General features: G+C 46.9%; 17 protein-coding genes. 15 read left to right on the top strand and 2 right to left on the bottom strand.

All coding sequences use genetic code 11. The features are described from left to right. Window positions 1-126: 126 nt before the first annotated feature. On the bottom strand, window positions 127-1,689 hold the full coding sequence (locus tag HMPREF1039_RS05485) for a putative polysaccharide biosynthesis protein (protein WP_007391417.1): 1,563 nt from the start codon (window positions 1,687-1,689) through the stop codon (window positions 127-129). A 398-nt stretch (window positions 1,690-2,087) separates the two neighbouring features. Between HMPREF1039_RS05485 and HMPREF1039_RS05480 the strand changes: the two genes are divergently transcribed. The 7 genes from HMPREF1039_RS05480 (at window position 2,088) to HMPREF1039_RS05455 (ending at window position 10,284) form a co-directional block, all read left to right on the top strand. Then, a complete protein-coding gene (locus HMPREF1039_RS05480) occupies window positions 2,088-2,564 on the top strand; it encodes a MarR family winged helix-turn-helix transcriptional regulator (protein ID WP_007391434.1) in 477 nt (158 codons plus the stop codon). Beyond that, window positions 2,551-3,642 (top strand): efflux RND transporter periplasmic adaptor subunit, encoded by a 1,092-nt coding sequence (locus HMPREF1039_RS05475; protein ID WP_039891836.1) that lies wholly within the window; start codon window positions 2,551-2,553, stop codon window positions 3,640-3,642. The genes HMPREF1039_RS05480 and HMPREF1039_RS05475 overlap by 14 nt, the downstream gene beginning before the upstream one ends. Continuing rightward, the gene (locus HMPREF1039_RS05470) at window positions 3,639-6,686 is read left to right on the top strand and encodes an efflux RND transporter permease subunit (protein WP_007391414.1); all 3,048 of its coding nucleotides are present in this window, start codon (window positions 3,639-3,641) and stop codon (window positions 6,684-6,686) included. Before HMPREF1039_RS05475 ends, HMPREF1039_RS05470 begins: the two co-directional genes overlap by 4 nt. Before the next feature lie 100 nt (window positions 6,687-6,786). Then, complete coding sequence (locus tag HMPREF1039_RS08375; protein ID WP_235720034.1) at window positions 6,787-7,023, top strand: FGGY family carbohydrate kinase; 237 nt, start codon at window positions 6,787-6,789, stop codon at window positions 7,021-7,023. Continuing rightward, a complete protein-coding gene (locus HMPREF1039_RS05465; RefSeq protein WP_007391453.1) occupies window positions 6,960-8,333 on the top strand; it encodes an FGGY-family carbohydrate kinase in 1,374 nt (457 codons plus the stop codon). The genes HMPREF1039_RS08375 and HMPREF1039_RS05465 overlap by 64 nt, the downstream gene beginning before the upstream one ends. Before the next feature lie 244 nt (window positions 8,334-8,577). Next, complete coding sequence (locus HMPREF1039_RS05460; RefSeq protein WP_007391431.1) at window positions 8,578-9,438, top strand: 3-hydroxybutyryl-CoA dehydrogenase; 861 nt, start codon at window positions 8,578-8,580, stop codon at window positions 9,436-9,438. A gap of 63 nt (window positions 9,439-9,501) precedes the next feature. Further along, window positions 9,502-10,284 carry an enoyl-CoA hydratase-related protein gene (locus HMPREF1039_RS05455; RefSeq protein ID WP_007391437.1) on the top strand — a complete coding sequence of 261 codons (783 nt, stop codon included), beginning with the start codon at window positions 9,502-9,504 and terminating at the stop codon, window positions 10,282-10,284. A gap of 111 nt (window positions 10,285-10,395) precedes the next feature. On the opposite strand, the gene HMPREF1039_RS05450 is transcribed toward HMPREF1039_RS05455, so the two are convergent. Beyond that, window positions 10,396-11,499: an acyltransferase gene (locus HMPREF1039_RS05450; RefSeq protein ID WP_007391425.1), complete on the bottom strand. Its 1,104-nt coding sequence runs from the start codon at window positions 11,497-11,499 to the stop codon at window positions 10,396-10,398. A gap of 126 nt (window positions 11,500-11,625) precedes the next feature. On the opposite strand from HMPREF1039_RS05450, the gene HMPREF1039_RS05445 reads away from it, so the two are divergent. The 8 genes from HMPREF1039_RS05445 to HMPREF1039_RS05410 all read left to right on the top strand — a co-directional run bounded on the left by HMPREF1039_RS05445 (window position 11,626) and on the right by HMPREF1039_RS05410 (window position 16,424). Then, window positions 11,626-12,141 (top strand): hypothetical protein, encoded by a 516-nt coding sequence (locus HMPREF1039_RS05445; RefSeq protein ID WP_007391445.1) that lies wholly within the window; start codon window positions 11,626-11,628, stop codon window positions 12,139-12,141. Window positions 12,142-12,157: 16 nt separating this feature from the next. Then, the gene (locus tag HMPREF1039_RS05440) at window positions 12,158-12,556 is read left to right on the top strand and encodes a DUF3592 domain-containing protein (protein WP_007391435.1); all 399 of its coding nucleotides are present in this window, start codon (window positions 12,158-12,160) and stop codon (window positions 12,554-12,556) included. A gap of 18 nt (window positions 12,557-12,574) precedes the next feature. Then, on the top strand, window positions 12,575-13,174 hold the full coding sequence (gene folE / locus HMPREF1039_RS05435) for a GTP cyclohydrolase I (RefSeq protein ID WP_007391432.1): 600 nt from the start codon (window positions 12,575-12,577) through the stop codon (window positions 13,172-13,174). Then, window positions 13,164-14,009, top strand: a complete 846-nt coding sequence (folP, locus tag HMPREF1039_RS05430; protein WP_007391459.1) for a dihydropteroate synthase — start codon at window positions 13,164-13,166, stop codon at window positions 14,007-14,009. The genes folE and folP overlap by 11 nt, the downstream gene beginning before the upstream one ends. Further along, window positions 14,009-14,371, top strand: coding sequence for a dihydroneopterin aldolase (gene folB, locus HMPREF1039_RS05425; protein WP_007391416.1), 363 nt, complete (start codon window positions 14,009-14,011; stop codon window positions 14,369-14,371). The genes folP and folB overlap by 1 nt, the downstream gene beginning before the upstream one ends. Next, window positions 14,364-14,867 carry a 2-amino-4-hydroxy-6-hydroxymethyldihydropteridine diphosphokinase gene (gene folK, locus HMPREF1039_RS05420; protein WP_007391454.1) on the top strand — a complete coding sequence of 168 codons (504 nt, stop codon included), beginning with the start codon at window positions 14,364-14,366 and terminating at the stop codon, window positions 14,865-14,867. The genes folB and folK overlap by 8 nt, the downstream gene beginning before the upstream one ends. Then, the gene (locus tag HMPREF1039_RS05415) at window positions 14,852-15,511 is read left to right on the top strand and encodes a response regulator transcription factor (RefSeq protein WP_007391439.1); all 660 of its coding nucleotides are present in this window, start codon (window positions 14,852-14,854) and stop codon (window positions 15,509-15,511) included. The genes folK and HMPREF1039_RS05415 overlap by 16 nt, the downstream gene beginning before the upstream one ends. A gap of 97 nt (window positions 15,512-15,608) precedes the next feature. Then, on the top strand, window positions 15,609-16,424 hold the full coding sequence (locus HMPREF1039_RS05410) for a sensor histidine kinase (RefSeq protein WP_007391460.1): 816 nt from the start codon (window positions 15,609-15,611) through the stop codon (window positions 16,422-16,424). The last annotated feature ends 175 nt before the right edge of the window (window positions 16,425-16,599 follow it).

Here is a 16,599-nt window from a genome sequence, read left to right as displayed (position 1 = left end):
GCGGCAAAAAGGAGACACAAAGGCGGGAGTCGGTAAGCGAGCGGGTATATACGAGCGGTGATTGCAGGGGCATCTCAGCCCTTTGTCGTATACAAAAATACCCCTGCCGTTCGGCAGGGGTATTTTTTAATGCGCATATTTGGCAAAGCGTTTGAAAAAGGGAATTTTGCTCAAATCGTCCTGCGTTACGCCGCCGGTGGCGGTCATAATACCTAAATAAATCAATAATCCTGTAAAGCAGGGAACAAATAAACTGATCACTGCCGGTGTGTGATGGTGTAAAAAGCTGTACAGACAGGCCACGATACAGCCCATAACGGCAGCGGACAGGGCGTTGCGTAAAATAATTTTAAGGTCAATGATATAGCCCGTATGACGGTAAATGAAGATTAAATTTAACAGAGCCGCTACGCCTATATCCGCTACGGTGGCACAGGCGGCGCCGCGAATACCGAAAGCGGGAATGGCTACCAAAAACCAGTTGCAACATACTTTGACCGCGGCGGCAATCATCATATTCATGACAGGAATTTTCGGCTTTTTCAGACCTTGCAAAATCGCCGTTGTAATTTGGTGCATGCCTAAAAAGAAAATGGCAATCGCAATGGTGCGGGTAGCCGGTGCGGCGGCCGGCGCATTGTAAATAAAGGTTACAATAGGATGAGCCATCACAAATAAGAGGACACTGAAGGGAATGGTCACTAAAAAAGCGACGCGCAGGGCTCCCGCCGTACGATTATAAATTTCTTTTTTATCACCCAACGTGAAATAATGACTAATCGTCGGCACCAAGTTCATGGCCATGGCAATGGTAAGAATGGTGGCCAAAGTGACCAAAGGGACGGACATACCGGTTAAATAGCCGAACAGTTCGGTCGCTTTATGTGTCGGAAAACCGGCCGCTTCCAAGCGCCGCGGTACAATTAATAAATCCAAATTAGACACGATCGGCAACATAATACTTGCCATGGAAATGGGAATCGATAAAGAAACGAGTCGTTTCAGAATGTGCCACACGTTTTCTTGCGGATAGGAGACCGTTGTCGTCGGTAACGTTTTTTGCAAACGGCGATAGAAGAACAACAAGACGAAAAGTGCGGCCAAACCGCCGAAACCGGCACCTAAACTGGCACCGCCGGCGGCATATTGCAAGCCGTAGGGCATAAAAAAGGAGGCAAAACCGAGCATGGAGATGACGCGGACAATTTGCTCCGTAATTTGCGATACGGCGGTCGGGGTCATTTGTCGCCATCCTTGTAAATAGCCCCGGAAGCCGGCGATAATGGTGGTGAAAAAAATAGCCGGCGCCAACGCAATTAACGACCAGTAGGCGCGACTTTCTCGAATAATATGTTCGGAAATTAAGAAGCGGGAGCCGAAAAATACGAGGAGGCTGAGTATAAAAGCCGTTGTGCACAGCATAGAAATGGAGACATGAAAAATTCGTTTGGCACCGGCATAATCTTCTTTTGCCGCTTTTTCCGCTGTAATAATAGAAATCGCAATGGGAATACCGGCGCTGGATATTTCCAATGCCAATAAATAAATAGGAAAGGCCATTTGATAAATGCCGATGCCTTCCCCGCCTAAAATACGTGAAAGAATGACCCAGTTAATACTGCCGATTGCTTTTACGACAAACCCCGACAGGGTCAGAATCAAGGTCCCGGAAATAAATTTATTACTCATAATAACCCCTTATTCTTTTGGTAATGTGTTTACTATAAACAATTTATTTTAGCATATTTTTAGTATTGTTGCCAAACATAAGGGAAAAACGGGGATGTTTTATTCTCTTAGTTGTCAACACATAGGGTACACGTTGAGAAGTATTCTGTGTAACCTATATAGTATTACCTTATATATGGGGAAAAACGGCGAGATTTTATGCGCCCGATGCGGGTATGAAATGTCGTAAGAGACAGGATATACGGAGCGGTATACATTGCCGAGCTTGGCAATGGGAAAGGGCTTTGATAGCGGTAAAGAAGTGCATACGGTATAAATTTTGAAAATAATTCTTGCGGACATATAGGCTTTTTGCTATACTAATGTTGATTGAATCAACTTTAAGGAGGAGCGTACGTATGATGGATTATTTTGAAATAGGACATGAATTCGGGATTATTAACAGACGGACGCAGGCCTATGTATCCGGGGCATGCCGCCCGTGGAATGTATCCTATTCAGAGCATGTTGTTTTGCTTACTTTATATTCTCATGACGGTTGTACGCAAGTGGAATTGGGAAAATTACTGACGGCGGATAAAGCATTGGTAGCACGCAATGTAAAATTATTGGAAAAAAAAGGATTGATTTTTCGTCGGCAAGATAATGAAGATTTACGGTATAAATATATATATTTAACTCGCAAAGCCTGGGAAATGCGACCGGCGATGGAAGCGATTGTGAAACGATGGGTATCGTTTCTTCTGAAAGGAGTAGAAGAAAAACGGTTGGCGGAAGCGTTGGATACGATGAAAATTGTTTCGGAAAATGCGGCGCGAGCTATGGTTGAAACTATCGGTACGCCCGGAAAGGGTGAGGGAGATGAAGATGAATAAGTGGCTTATCGGTATCGGGTTACTGATCGCCATGAGCGTGCTTGCCGGCGGTTGCGGTAAAAAAATATCGCCGCCTCCGGAACCGCAGTTGGTCAAAACCGTTACGGTCGGCGGGACGATGGACAGTGATACGAAAACGACATATGCCGGTACCGTGCGGGGACGCTATGAAAGTAAATTGGCGTTTCAAGTGGGCGGTCGGATTACGGCCCGTTATGTACAATTGGGCTCACGGGTGCAACGCGGACAGGTCCTGATGACGTTAAATCCGCAAGATTTGCAGTCGGCTGTACAGCAAACGCAGGCACAGGTGGATGCGGCAACCGCACAAGTAAAGTTGGCACAAGAGAATTACGGACGGTTTCAAAAACTGTATCAGGAAGAGGCGGTCAGTGCGGTAGCGTTGGATCAAGCGAAAACGGCATATCGACAAGCGGCGGCACAGTACCAACAAGCGCTGGCGGCACGGCAGTTGCAACGTAATCAGTTGGCATATACACAATTGACGGCGGATGCGCCCGGAGTTATTTCTTTCGTAAACGGTGACCCGGGACAAGTTGTTGCACCCGGCATGCCTGTGTTGACATTAGTTCATGACGGGGATTGGGAAGTGGAAATTCATGTCCCGGAAAATAAAGTGGCCGATTTTACGGTAGGCAAGACGGTATCCGTGTCGTTTTGGGCGTTAGCCAATGCCGCGTGTCGGGGGATGGTGCGGGAAGTGGCGCCGATGGCCGATCCGGTTACCAAAACGTATACTGTGCGGGTTTCTTTATGGCAACCGCCGGCAGGGATGCAATTGGGGATGACCGCCGGGGTGGTCAATGCGGCGGCCCCGAAGGTTCCGCAGGGAACGTATCGGTTGCCGTTGGCGGCTATTTATCAAACGGGTAATACGCCGCATGTATGGGTGGTGACTAAAAACAATCGTTTGCAATTACAAGCGGTGCAGATTCTTGCTTTCGATGATGATGCAGTACAAGTAGGGGGACTTTCGGCAGGTGCGCAAGTGGTAACGGCCGGTGTAAATCTCTTATATGAAGGAGAACAGGTGAGGACGGAGAGTGAGGAAACATGAGGAATCTCTCGGAAACGGCACTGAAAAATAAAGTGCTGGTATGGTATTTCATTGTCCTTATTGCTGTTGCCGGCGTGTTTTCCTATATGAAATTGGGGAGAATGGAAGACCCGGCGTATACGGTGCGGCAAATGGTTGTTACTGCGGCTTGGCCGGGGGCCACGGCGGAACAAATGCAGAAACAGGTGACGGACAAGCTGGAACGACAGCTGCAGGATACGAAAGGCTTGGATTCTCTGCAAAGTTATTCCCGGCCGGGACAGACCGTTATTTTTGTTTCCTTGCAGGATTCGGTGCCGGCTTCGCAGATTCGCAGTACGTGGCACGATGTCAGAAATTTGACGGAAAACATGAAACGACAACTGCCGGACGGCGTTGTAGGACCTTTTTATAATGACCGCTTTGATGATGTATACGGCTCTATTTATGCGTTGACCGGAGACGGGTATTCGTATGAAGAATTGCGGCAAAAAGCGGAAAATTTAAGACGGGTGTTATTGACGGTTCCCGATGTCGGTAAGGTGCAATTATTAGGCGTGCAGGAGGAAGAAATTTATATTTCCGTGGCGAATGCGAAATTAGCGGCCTTGGGTATTCCGCCCACGGCTATTGCGCAAGCGGTGCGGGGACAAAATGCCATGACGCCGGCCGGCATGATTGATACAAAGTCCGACAATGTATACTTACGGTTATCCGGCCGGTGTAATGACTTGGAAGATATTCGGAATATTCCCATCAGTGCCTCCGGGCGTACGTTCCGTCTGGGAGATATTGCGACGGTGGAACGCACGTATACGGATCCGGCCAATCCGAAAATGTATTTTAACGGTAAGCCGGCCGTGGGACTGGCGTTATCGATGAAAAACGGCGGCAATATTTTGACGTTGGGGAAAAATTTACAGCAATTTTGTCAAACCGTGAAAGCAGATTTGCCGGCAGGGATGGTATTGCATCAAGTGTCCGATCAACCGCAGGTTGTTAAAGAGTCGATTGCCGATTTTATCGGTACGTTGCGGGAAGCGATTATTATTGTCCTGCTGGTAAGTTTTTTGAGTTTGGGACTGCGAACCGGATTGGTAGTCGCTTGTTGTATTCCCCTGGTATTGGCAGGCGTATTTTGTGTGATGGAAGTAAGCGGGATTGATTTACATAAGGTATCGTTGGGCGCCTTAATCATTGCCTTGGGATTATTGGTGGATGATGCGATCATTGCAGTAGAAATGATGAGCGTACAGTTGGAGCGCGGGAAAACCCGGCTGGAGGCCGCCTGCTTTGCATTTCGTGCGACGGCCAAACCGATGTTGACCGGAACGTTGGTTACCTGTGCCGGATTTATTCCCGTGGCCTTTGCGGACGGGGCCGCTTCCGAGTTTTGTCGGAGTTTATTTCCGGTGATTTTTTCCGCATTATTGTTATCTTGGATTGTTTCGGTAATGGTAGCCCCTTTATTCGGGTATTATCTTATTAAGCCGAAGATTACGCAAACCCGCAAACCGTTATATCAAAGTCGATTTTATCGCCTGTTTCGCCAAGTATTGGAGAAATGTTTAACCCATTATCGCGCGGTTATTGCAGCGACGGTGATTGCTTTTGTCGTGTCTGTGGGAATGTTGCGGTGGATTCCGCAAGAATTTTTCCCGCCTTCTTTGCGTCCGGAAATTATTGTGGAAATGACGTTGCCGGAAGGATCTTCATTGGCTGCGACACAGCAGGAAGCACAACGGTTTTCGACATATTTGCGTCAGCATACTAAAGAAATGAAAAGCTATTCTTATTATGTGGGAGAAGGGGCTCCGCGTTTTGTATTAACTTGGGAACCTGTATTGCCGGCAAGTAATTATGCACAGTTTATTATTGTGGCTGATGACTTGCAGTCCCGCGCTTCTTTAATGAAGAGTATTCAACGGGAAATGAAGGAGCATTTTCCGACGGTTCGCAGCAATGTTAAAAATATATCGTTAGGACCGCCGTCTTCGTATCCGTTGATGATTCGTGTTTCGGGGTATAATGCGGACCGGGTTAAACTGTATGCGGAACGTATGGCGGCAAAAATTCGGCAAAATCCGGATACGGCAGATGTATTTTTGAATTGGGAACAAAAGAGTAAAGTTTTACGCGTCGAAACAGATCAGGCAAAACTTCGTTCTTTGGGGATCTCCGATCAAGACGTGGCGAAGACGTTGTATACGGAACTTTCCGGAGCCTCGATTGCTCAATATTATGCGCCGGATAAGACGATCGGTATACAAATGCGATTACAAGCACAAGATCGCAATTCGTTGGCGGCCGTGCAGAGTATTCCCGTATATACGGCCGGCGGTTATGTGCCGTTGGGACAATTGGCAAAAATTTCCTATGGAGCGGAAGATACTTTAATTTGGCGTCGTAATTTAAAACCGACGATTACGATTCAGGGAAATATCAGAAACGGCACGGCGAATGATGTGACCGCCGAGGCCTATCAATCCATTCAAGGGATTCGCAACGCCTTGCCTTTCGGGTATGATGTAGAAGTGGGCGGAGATTTGGAAAACAGTCGTAAATCCTTGCACTATTTGTTGCGCCCCGTACCGATCATGATCATTCTTATTATTACGCTGCTGATGTTGCAATTGCGGAGCGTAGCCGATATGTTGTTGACGTTGGTAACGGCTCCCATGGGAATGATCGGCGTCAGTGCGGGAATGTTGATTTCCGGTAAGCCCCTGGGGTTTGTCGCGTATTTGGGAATATTGGCATTAAGCGGTATGATCATTCGCAATTCCGTGATTCTTATTGATCAGATTAAAAAGCATATTGCCGGCGGCGAAGATCCGTGGAATGCAGTCATTGATTCGGCTATTTTACGGTTTCGACCGATTATGTTAACGGCGGCGGCCGCTATTTTGGGGATGATTCCGTTGATGCGCAGCATTTTTTGGGGGCCTATGGCGGTGACTATTTCAGCGGGCTTGTTGGCCGCGACCGTACTTACCTTACTGGTTTTACCGGTGATGTATGTGGCTTGGTATCATATACGTCGACCTTCTTATAAAGAAGAATAGCGTATTTTAGTAAAAACGAAGAGCAAGAAGGCTTTCTTACTCTTCGTTTTTTTGTATTATGAATATAATGAACGTCGTGTATACAAGGAGGAAGTTACATATGGATTCTTATTATGTAGTATTTGACGCGGGAACGCAAAGTGTGAAAGTGGCTGTATATAGTTTCGCCGGGAAGTGTGTAGCCGCGGCGACGGCGAAAACCTCACTGCAATACCCGAGACCGGGATGGGTGGAAATGGATATTGACGAGTATTACCGTTCGGTAAAAAATGTATGCGTATATGCAGTGACCGCATGCGTGCCGACGGCCTGTCGACGGCGGCAGTGGCGGCAATAATGGGGGACGGTATTATTTGCGGCATTGCCGGGATTAATGAAGAAGGGAAGCCGGTTACGCCGTATATTAATTATTTGGACAGTCGTACCGCTGCTGATGTGGCGCGGTTGAAAGCGGAGAATCGGTCTATATGGGCGAGAGAAACGGGAAATGCCGAACCCAATGTGATGTTTCCGGCGATGATTGCGCGTTGGTTTTTAGCTCATACGGAGTTTGTAAAAACAGGGGTTAAATTTATTCACAATTGTCCGTACATCTTACTTCATTTGGCCGGGTTACGCGGTACGGAGGCGTTTATTGATTGGGGCACGTTATCGGGCTGGGGGTTGGGATATAAGGTGGCGGCAAAAGAGTGGTCGCCGGCACAATTGCAGATTCTCGGCATTGACCGCACGTATTTACCGCGTATTGTCAAACCGTGGGAGCATATTGGACGGTTGTGCGCCGCCGATGCGGCGGAAACCGGTTTTCCCGAAGGGATTCCGATTTGTGCGGGTGCCGGCGATACGATGCAGTCCATGCTCGGCAGCGGCGTGTGGAAGGCCGGACAAGCGGCGGATGTTGCCGGTACTTGCGCCATGTTTTGTGTGGCCGTACCGGGAATTATACCGGCATTGTCTCAACGGGGAAGCGGATTTGTATTTAATGCGGGGACGTTGGCGGATACTTATTTTTATTGGGGGACGGTGCGGACAGGCGGCTTGGCTTTGCGTTGGTTTAAAGATGCCGTTTGCCGGCAGGAAGCGAATGAATCGTATTATCGGACGTTGGACGAGCTGGCGCAGGCGTATCCCCCCGGATGTAACGGCGCGTTATTTTTTCCTTATTTGACCGGCAATTCGACTTCCCGGCCCTATGTGCGCGGTACGTTTACCGGGTTGACCTTGGAGGCGAATCAAGGAGCTTTATGGCGTTGCGTATTGGAAGGGATCGGGTATGACTATAGGGAGATTATGGCGCAATGCCGTCAGGCGGATATAAAGATAAACGGGGTGACGGTGACGGAAGGCGGCAGTCGGGATGCTTTGTGGAATCAAATCAAAGCGGACATGCTGGAAACGACCGTGTACACTTTGGCGGAAGCCGGCGGGGCAATGCCGACCAATGCCGTTATTGCCGCGTATAGTGCGGGGCATATATCGGATGTACGCGGACCGCTTCAAGAACGCATACGATTGCGGCATACGTTTTTGCCTCGGGAAAACGCCGTGCGGCTGTATAAAAAACAATACGAACGACGTTGCCGCTTGTTGACCGCTTTAAATGAAGGGGAGAAGGCGGCGCGGAGATATGACGAAAGTTCATATTAGAACATAGTATAAGGATAAATTTGCATTAAAGTATGATAAAAAAGAACTTGACTGTCGGAATTATGGCAAAAAAGCATAGAATATTAGTGATAAATTATAAAAAAATGAAATTTTTAAGTAGATTTTTTAATAAAAACCGGTATACTTATAAATGTAAGCAGTGCATCTTAAAAATAGTAAGAACGCATAATTTTTTTTACTTGAAAAAGTGAAAAAAATCACGCGACTAAAAGGAGGAATTACTATGTTTTGTAAAAAAGTAATGGTTATCGGTGCAGGTACAATGGGCTCGGGTATTGCGCAAGTATTTGCTACACACGGATGCCAAGTCATCTTGAATGATATTAAAGATGAATTTATTGCCGCCGGCAAGGGTAAGATTGATAAGTCTTTGGGCAAAATGGTGGAAAAAGGAAAAATGACGCAGGCCGACAAAGATGCGACGATGGGGCGCATTGACGGGTTTGTGACACGGACGGCCGACAACATGAAAGACGTGGATCTCGTGGTGGAAGCGGCGGTAGAAAACTTGAAAATTAAAACGGCAATTTTCCAAGAATTGGATGAACTTTGCCCGGCACATGCCATTCTTGCCAGCAATACTTCTTCTTTGGCCATTACGCAGATCGGGGCCGCTACAAAACGTCCGGGACAAGTCATCGGCATGCATTTCTTCAATCCCGCACCGGTAATGAAATTATTGGAAATTATTAACGGTATCGCTACGTCTCCCGAAACCTATGAAAAGATTGCCGAATGCGCAACAGAATTGGGAAAAACGCCGGTTAAAGTTTCCGATTTCCCGGGATTCGCCGGCAACCGTATTGTTATTCCCATGTTGAATGAAGCCATTCAGGCGTTGATGGACGGCGTGGCATCGGTAGAAGATATTGATGCGGTTTGCAAATTGGGATTCAATCATCCGATGGGACCTTTGGCATTATGCGACCTTATCGGGAATGATGTTGTACTGCACATTATGGAAGTGTTATATGAAGGGTTCGGCGATCCCAAATATCGTCCTTGCCCGTTGTTAAAGAAATATGTCAATGCCGGGTATTTAGGCCGTAAGACGGGCAAAGGCTTCTACGATTACAGCAAATAAGAGACTGCACGTATGGGGGATTTCTTCAGCGGCAGAATACATAGGATATAGGAGGCTTCACGGATGGATTATAAAAATATTCTTTGCACAGTAGAAAACAGTATTGCGACGATTACTATTCATCGTCCGCAAGCATTGAATGCGTTGAATGCGGAAACGGTACAAGAATTAAATGATGTCGTAAAAAAAATCTCCGCCGATACGACAGTTAAGGTCGTTATCATCACCGGAGACGGCGAAAAATCTTTTGTTGCCGGCGCGGACATTAAGGAAATGTCGACGAAAAATGCTGTAGAAGGACGAGCTTTCGGACAAATCGGGCAAGATACATTTACTTTGATTGAAAATATGCCTCAACCGGTTATTGCCGCTGTTAACGGCTTTTGCCTCGGTGGCGGTTGTGAATTGGCATGCGCCTGCGACATTCGGTACGCTGCGGAAACGGCCAAATTCGGACAACCGGAAGTCGGTTTGGGCATTACGCCGGGCTTCGGCGGAACCCAGCGTTTGCCGCGGGTTATCGGACGAGGTGCCGCTAAGGAATTATTGTATACGGGCGGCATTATTGATGCACAGGAAGCATTGCGTTTGGGATTGGTCAATAAAGTGTTGCCGCAAGGGGAATTAATGTCGGCGGTTCAGGGATTGGCGAAAAAAATAGCGAAAAATGCGCCTGTTGCGGTACAGCTTTGTAAGGCGGCCGTCAATCGCGGTATTAATTGTGACGTTGTTACCGGTATTGCCTATGAAGCGGAAGTATTCGGTCTTTGCTTTGCTACGGTAGATCAAAAAGAAGGCATGAGTGCTTTTATTGAAAAAAGAAAAGCTGATTTCCAAGGAAAATAAAATCGTATAGACACTCCTCTATATACTTATTATGAAAAGAACGCCTCCTGCGGTTTGAGCCGCCGCAGGGGGCGTTCTTTCGGTGCGAAAAACGGTTCGGTCGGACGGAGATTATTTTATACCTAAGCAAATTTGCAACCAAGACGGTAAGGAGATTTTTTGTATGAGTAGCGAATATAGTAAGGACGTCAGTGTTACAAAAAGATATAGACACAGTATATAGGCCGCATCGGGAACAAGGTGACGATGATGTAAGTAGGCCGCTCCTATACTTAACCATACGGGGTGTACTAAATACATCGGATAAGAAACATTGCCGAGTAGCGTAAAAAGGCGCTGGCATACCGGCGAAAGGGACCGGCATTCCCACTGGTATAAAAAGAACAGTAACGTGGATACGGTATAGATCATGCCTATCGGGCTGAGCTGATGAATGGTAAAAACGGCGGATAAGGCACTGTATTGCCAATAATGCATGACGCCCGCATAGGAACCCAGCATGGCGAGTACGGCCGCTCCCTGAAAGAGATAGAGGAAGACCGCATGGTTTTTCATCCATGCTATAACGGCCGGAAAATGTTCTGCTGTAAAGGCGCCGAAGAAAAAGATGAAAATATAATGAAGGACAAGATAATTCAGTCTGTAGACAAAGAGATCGTGCCACAAAGAGGTCGGCGGGGCAATCCAAACATACGAAGAATAATAGTTGAAAATGACATTTCCTATGAATAAAAGGGGAAAGAAAATAGAGGCATGTCGGTCGGTTTTTTTGAGAAGATAGCGCCAAAGGGGCATGAGAAGATAAAACCATAAAAGGATTACTAAAAAATAAATATGGTACATGCTCAGTCCGAAGAGCAGGGTTTTACCTAATGTAAGAGGCCGGAACAGGGTGTAGGAGTGCTCGGCGACCGACATATAGCACAGATAAAATAAAGACCAAAAAAGATAGGGAATGAACACGGTTTTTAAGCGACGTTTTAAATATGTCGTATAGGAAAAAGGACCCTGTAAGGGGTATTTATAAAACAGGCCGAAGGCGGAAAGGAAGAAAAAGGCGGGGACGGAAAAGCGGGATAAAATTTCCAGAACGGCAATAAGCCCCAAGTTGGGGGTCGGATTGGTTAAGGCGACGGAGCCGATATGAATCGCAATGACCCCCAGCATACACAAACCGCGCAAATAATTAATGGAATGAACGAATCTCTTTGACATTTCGCACCTCTAACTATACAATAAGATATAGACTGTCCGGATCCGAAGGGAAAACTTCGGTCGGCGGCAATGTCTTTATTATACCAAATTTTATGAGGAAAAACAGAACATTCGGGGAGGGGAACGATGGCACATTCGGTTATTCAAAAAATTACGCGTACGGCACTTTTGCTTGCCGTTACGTTATTACTACAAGGACTGCGGTTGGTAATACCTGTACCGCCGCAAATCAGTTTGTTTTTTATCGGTTCGCTGGTCAATGCCTGCCTGGTTATTGCCGTACTGCGGACCGATCTGAAAGCCGGCAGTGTGATAGCTGTTGCGGCACCCGTTTTTGCGTATTTGGAAGGAATGCTGCCGTTACCGTTTTTTATTCCGGTCGTAGCGGTGGGAAACTTGGTATACGTCGTCTTTATTTGGGCATTGCAACAATACGGATTACGGAAATTGTACATTGCGGCTTTTTTAAAAGCCATTGTTTTATTCGGCGGTTTTTCTTTATTGTTTGCGTTAGTGCAGGTACCGCCTAAAATTACGCATATGATTTTATTTGCCATGAGTTGGCCGCAAATTGTTACGGGCATTATCGGATTGGTTGTCGGATATGCTGTCAGTCAACGTTTGAAAAAAGTTGACCGATAGATAGGAGGATGGAAGTTTGTTATATTATGTTCCCGCCGTTATAGGAATTTTTTTAATCGGTTTCGGAGTTTATCACGGGTACGCGCTGCAGGCGTTCATTCGTCGCTGTACGGTACGTACGGAAGGGGTAGTGGAAGCGTTTGTCTGCCCGCCGCAAAAGGGACGGCCGCTTTATTTTCCCGTTATTTCGTATCGGGACCGGGACGGTAAAGTACAGCGAAAGCAATACAGATGGGGCGACAGTCAATGGCATATACAAGTGGGGGATATTGTAAGTTTGCAGTATAATCCGCAAAATTACGATGAATTTTATTTATATGCCGAACAGGCGACGTGGCGGCAGTATGCCAATGCGTTTTGTATTATTTTAGGAGGCATCATTTTTATTTCAGCGTATTATCGCTTGGCTATGTAGAGAGGAAATTGGCAAAGTATGGCATACGAGTTACAAACACAGGAACAGCAGGAGCAGGCGGTTCAATCTATGCGGACATTTTTACAGGCATTGGGATTGGATTTACAGGCCTTGGGGATGGAAAAAACTCCGCAACGGGTAACGGCAGCGTTTACACAATTTTTTTCGGGACTGCGGGAAGATCCGGACAAAGAATGGGGACATCCCATACAGACCGGGACGGACGGATTGGTAGCCGTACGAAATATTCGTTTTCACTCTCTCTGTGAACATCATTTGTTGCCTTTCTTCGGCACCGTACATATAGCGTATTATCCGCAACATGGCAAGGTGGCCGGGTTTGGGCATTTTATTCGGGCGGTTACGATTTTAGCCGAACGGCCGCAATTGCAAGAACGACTTACGGAAGATATTTGCCGGTCGGTGTATCGCGGCTTGCAACCGGCGGGGGTACTAGTGATTGTAAAGGCCAAACAATTGTGTATGACCATGTTGCAGGCGGCGGCCGGGGATACGGATATTGTTACGGCGGCAACGGCCGGAAATATAGTGAACGGCAATGCTGCGTATGAGCAGGCATGGAAATTGTTAATGGAGGATACAACGAATGCACTTTGAAAAACGCAGGTATACATGGGCGGACGGAAAAACGTTGACCATCGGAGAACGGCCGCTGATTATGGGCATTCTTAATATTACGGCCGATTCGTTTTCCGACGGCGGCTGTTGGAATACGCCGGAACGGGCGTTACAACATATGCGGCAAATGATTGCCGACGGCGCGGATATTATTGATGTCGGTGCCGAATCGACGCGTCCGGGCTGTACGGCCTTGGGCGAGGAAGAGGAGATTTCCCGCTTAGAAAAGATTTTACCCCTGCTGTTGCAACATACGACCGTACCGATATCCGTCGATACGTACAAGGCGAAAACGGCAGCCTATGCGATGGCGGCAGGGGCGCATATATTGAATGATATTTGGGGCTTACAATATATGCGGGAACCGGGAGAAATGGCGGCGGTAGCCGCGGCGTATAACGTTCCGATTATTGTGATGCATAATCAGGAAACGACGGTATATCGGGATTTGCTGTCGGATATGCAGCATTTTTTTACGCGCACCATGGCGATTGCGGCGCACGCCGGAATAGATGAGTCCTGTATCATTACCGATCCCGGCTTGGGATTATTCGGCAAAACTACGGAACAAAACTTATACATTATGCAACATTTGGAAACGTTTACCCGGTTACCGTATCCCTTGTTGTTAGGACCTTCCCGCAAGCGGTTTATCGGTGCCGTGTTGGATTTGCCCGTACAGGAACGGATGGAAGGTACGGGGGCCGTCTGTGTCGCGGGGGTCTTGGCCGGGGCGGCTATTTTGCGTGTACATGATGTACGACCGGCGGCGCGGATGTGTCGTATGGCGGCAGCGTTAAGGAGACAGGAATAATGGATTGTATACAATTGACAAACATGGCTTTTTGGGGATATCACGGCTGTTTGGAAGAGGAACAACGCAATGGACAGCCGTTTTATGTGGATCTGAAATTGTATTGTTCGTTACGGACTGCCGGCAAAACGGATGATTTGGCCGCCACGATTGATTATAGTAAAGTGTATGCGCTGCTTCGGCAGATCATGACGAATACTTCGTATCATTTAATCGAAGCCCTGGCGGAAACGGTAAGTGAGAAAATATTGTCCGTTTTTCCGGTGGAAAAAGTATGTGTAACCGTTCATAAACCGCAGGCTCCTATGGGCGGTTTAGTGGGTGATGTAGCGGTCACTATAGAACGGGGACGGCATGAATAGATTTTATCTCAGCTTAGGCGCCAATTTGGGAGAACGGGAAGAAACCCTGGTACAGGCCGTATCTTTGTTGCGTCGGGCGGCGTGTGATATAACGGCTCTTTCTTCATTATATGAAACGGTGCCGTGGGGAAAAACAGATCAACCGGATTTTCTCAACGCCGCGTTGGCACTTCGAACGGAGCGGGACGGGGCGGCATTACTTGCGGTCTGTATGGATATTGAACGACGGTTGGGAAGACAACGACATGAAAAATGGGGGGCACGTACGATTGATTTGGATTTAGTGTACAGTCCGGATGAAGAATGTCATACTGTCAACTTGCAATTACCCCACCCGTATTTAACACAACGGGCGTTTGTGTTGGTGCCGTTGCAAGAAATTGCGCCGAATTTGTGTTTTTATGGAAAATCAATAGATCGGTGGATACATCGGGTAAGCCAAGAGGGACAACAAGTACGAAGGTATAGAAAGGGGAATACATGGAAAAAATTTTAATTGCGGATGATGAACAACTGATGCGTCGATTAGTACATGATTTTTTGCTTCCCGAAGGGTATGAGCTTATGGAAGCGGCGGATGGCAAAGCCGCGTTGGCGGCATATGAACAATATCATCCCGATTTAATTTTGCTGGATGTGATGATGCCCGGTTATGACGGTTGGACCGTATGCAGAGAAATTCGCAGAGAATCTGCGGTTCCCATCATTATGTTGACCGCCAAGGGCGAAGAAATCGACCAATTGTTTGCGTATGATTTGGGTGTGGACGAATATGTAACGAAACCGTTCAGCCCTAAAATTTTAGTAGCGAAAATAAAAGCCGTGTTTCGGCGTTCCAAGCATGCGGCAGAGGGGGAAGCCTGTGGGGTATGCCTGGATAAGGATGCCCGACAAGTCGTATTGGACGGAAAAAATGTCGACCTCAGTCCGACGGAATATAAATTGCTGAATTATTTAATGAGCAATACGGGAAAAGCGTTAAGTCGCAGACAAATTTTAAATCAAGTATGGAATTATGACTACTATGGCGATTTGCGTACAGTAGATACGCATATTAACCGTTTACGCATTAAGTTGGGCATAAAAGGGGAGTATATTCAAACAGTGCGCGGCTACGGGTATCGGTATGATGCCCGATGATGGCGGCATCGTTGCGGAAGCGGAGAGGCGGCAGGTTGTTTGCACGGCCTGTGTGAGAATTGGGGAGCGGATTTAATACAAGAAAGGAAGCGGCGAATTGGGAAAGCGTTCAGATGCTTTATCCGCGCAGCTGCATGCGGCGTTGGCGGCAAAAAATGCGGCTAATCGGCAACTGCAAGCGGAGTTGCGGCGTACCAAAGAAATGGAAACGATGCGACAACAGTTTCTTTTTGCCGTGTCGCATGAATTAAAAACTCCCTTAGCTATTATTCAAGGCTATGCGGAAGGGTTGGAAAGTCTTACGATTGATGAGGAAACGCAACGCCGGTATTGCCGGATTATTCAAAGCGAAGCGCGGAAAATGGGAATTTTTGTAAAAGATTTACTGGATGTATCCCGCTTGGAAATGGGCACTTTGCAGCTACAGCCGGTGTTATTTGACTTTTCGGCATTAATTGATGAAATGAAGGAACGGTTTTCCCGGATTATAGTACAAAAAGAATTGTGCATTACCTGGGAAATCCCGAAAGATATACTTATTTTTGGAGATCCCGCACGGATTGATGTTATTTTAACCAATCTTATCAGTAATGCTGTTGATTACACTCCGCAAGGCAGAAAAATACGGATTTCTATTCTTCCTAAAGAGGGGGGATACTGCATTCGTGTATATAATCAGGGGATTCGGATTCCGGAAAAAGAACAAACGTTAATTTGGAATGCGTTTTATAAAGGGAGTTCGGGACAACCGACAGACCGTACCTTCGGCGGGCACGGGTTGGGTTTGGGCATTGTCTCAAGCTTGGTTACTCTGCACGGTGAAGCATACGGGGTATATAATGAAGCGGACGGGGTAACATTTTGGTTTACGGTCAGTGACCGGGAAAAAGAATTGCCTGTAAAAAATGAATAAAAAGAAACATAAAGCATGTTGCAAGCGGCAGGATGCTTTATTTTTGTGGGTTCAGGGGGATAATGGAGAGAGAAAAGGGCGTATTAGGAAGGCTGTCTTGACAAAACATGTATTTTACGATAAAATAAACAAGCTTTCACTTGAGACGGCGTAAAGCGTCACGGATTTTCTCAAA

Origin of the sequence: Megasphaera lornae, from assembly GCF_000214495.1 — a bacterium.
Taxonomy (GTDB): Bacteria; Bacillota; Negativicutes; order Veillonellales; family Megasphaeraceae; genus Megasphaera; species Megasphaera lornae.
This window is presented reverse-complemented; position numbering and strand designations above follow the sequence as displayed.

Bases quoted from the DNA above. Each gene is read 5' to 3' on its own strand.
- HMPREF1039_RS05485 (WP_007391417.1), bottom strand. From the start codon at position 1,689: ATGAGTAATAAATTTATTTCCGGGACCTTGATTCTGACCCTGTCGGGG.
- HMPREF1039_RS05480 (WP_007391434.1), top strand. From the start codon at position 2,088: ATGATGGATTATTTTGAAATAGGACATGAATTCGGGATTATTAACAGA.
- HMPREF1039_RS05475 (WP_039891836.1), top strand. From the start codon at position 2,551: ATGAAGATGAATAAGTGGCTTATCGGTATCGGGTTACTGATCGCCATG.
- HMPREF1039_RS05470 (WP_007391414.1), top strand. From the start codon at position 3,639: ATGAGGAATCTCTCGGAAACGGCACTGAAAAATAAAGTGCTGGTATGG.
- HMPREF1039_RS08375 (WP_235720034.1), top strand. From the start codon at position 6,787: ATGGATTCTTATTATGTAGTATTTGACGCGGGAACGCAAAGTGTGAAA.
- HMPREF1039_RS05465 (WP_007391453.1), top strand. From the start codon at position 6,960: ATGCGTATATGCAGTGACCGCATGCGTGCCGACGGCCTGTCGACGGCG.
- HMPREF1039_RS05460 (WP_007391431.1), top strand. From the start codon at position 8,578: ATGTTTTGTAAAAAAGTAATGGTTATCGGTGCAGGTACAATGGGCTCG.
- HMPREF1039_RS05455 (WP_007391437.1), top strand. From the start codon at position 9,502: ATGGATTATAAAAATATTCTTTGCACAGTAGAAAACAGTATTGCGACG.
- HMPREF1039_RS05450 (WP_007391425.1), bottom strand. From the start codon at position 11,499: ATGTCAAAGAGATTCGTTCATTCCATTAATTATTTGCGCGGTTTGTGT.
- HMPREF1039_RS05445 (WP_007391445.1), top strand. From the start codon at position 11,626: ATGGCACATTCGGTTATTCAAAAAATTACGCGTACGGCACTTTTGCTT.
- folE (WP_007391432.1), top strand. From the start codon at position 12,575: ATGGCATACGAGTTACAAACACAGGAACAGCAGGAGCAGGCGGTTCAA.
- folP (WP_007391459.1), top strand. From the start codon at position 13,164: ATGCACTTTGAAAAACGCAGGTATACATGGGCGGACGGAAAAACGTTG.
- folB (WP_007391416.1), top strand. From the start codon at position 14,009: ATGGATTGTATACAATTGACAAACATGGCTTTTTGGGGATATCACGGC.
- folK (WP_007391454.1), top strand. From the start codon at position 14,364: ATGAATAGATTTTATCTCAGCTTAGGCGCCAATTTGGGAGAACGGGAA.
- HMPREF1039_RS05415 (WP_007391439.1), top strand. From the start codon at position 14,852: ATGGAAAAAATTTTAATTGCGGATGATGAACAACTGATGCGTCGATTA.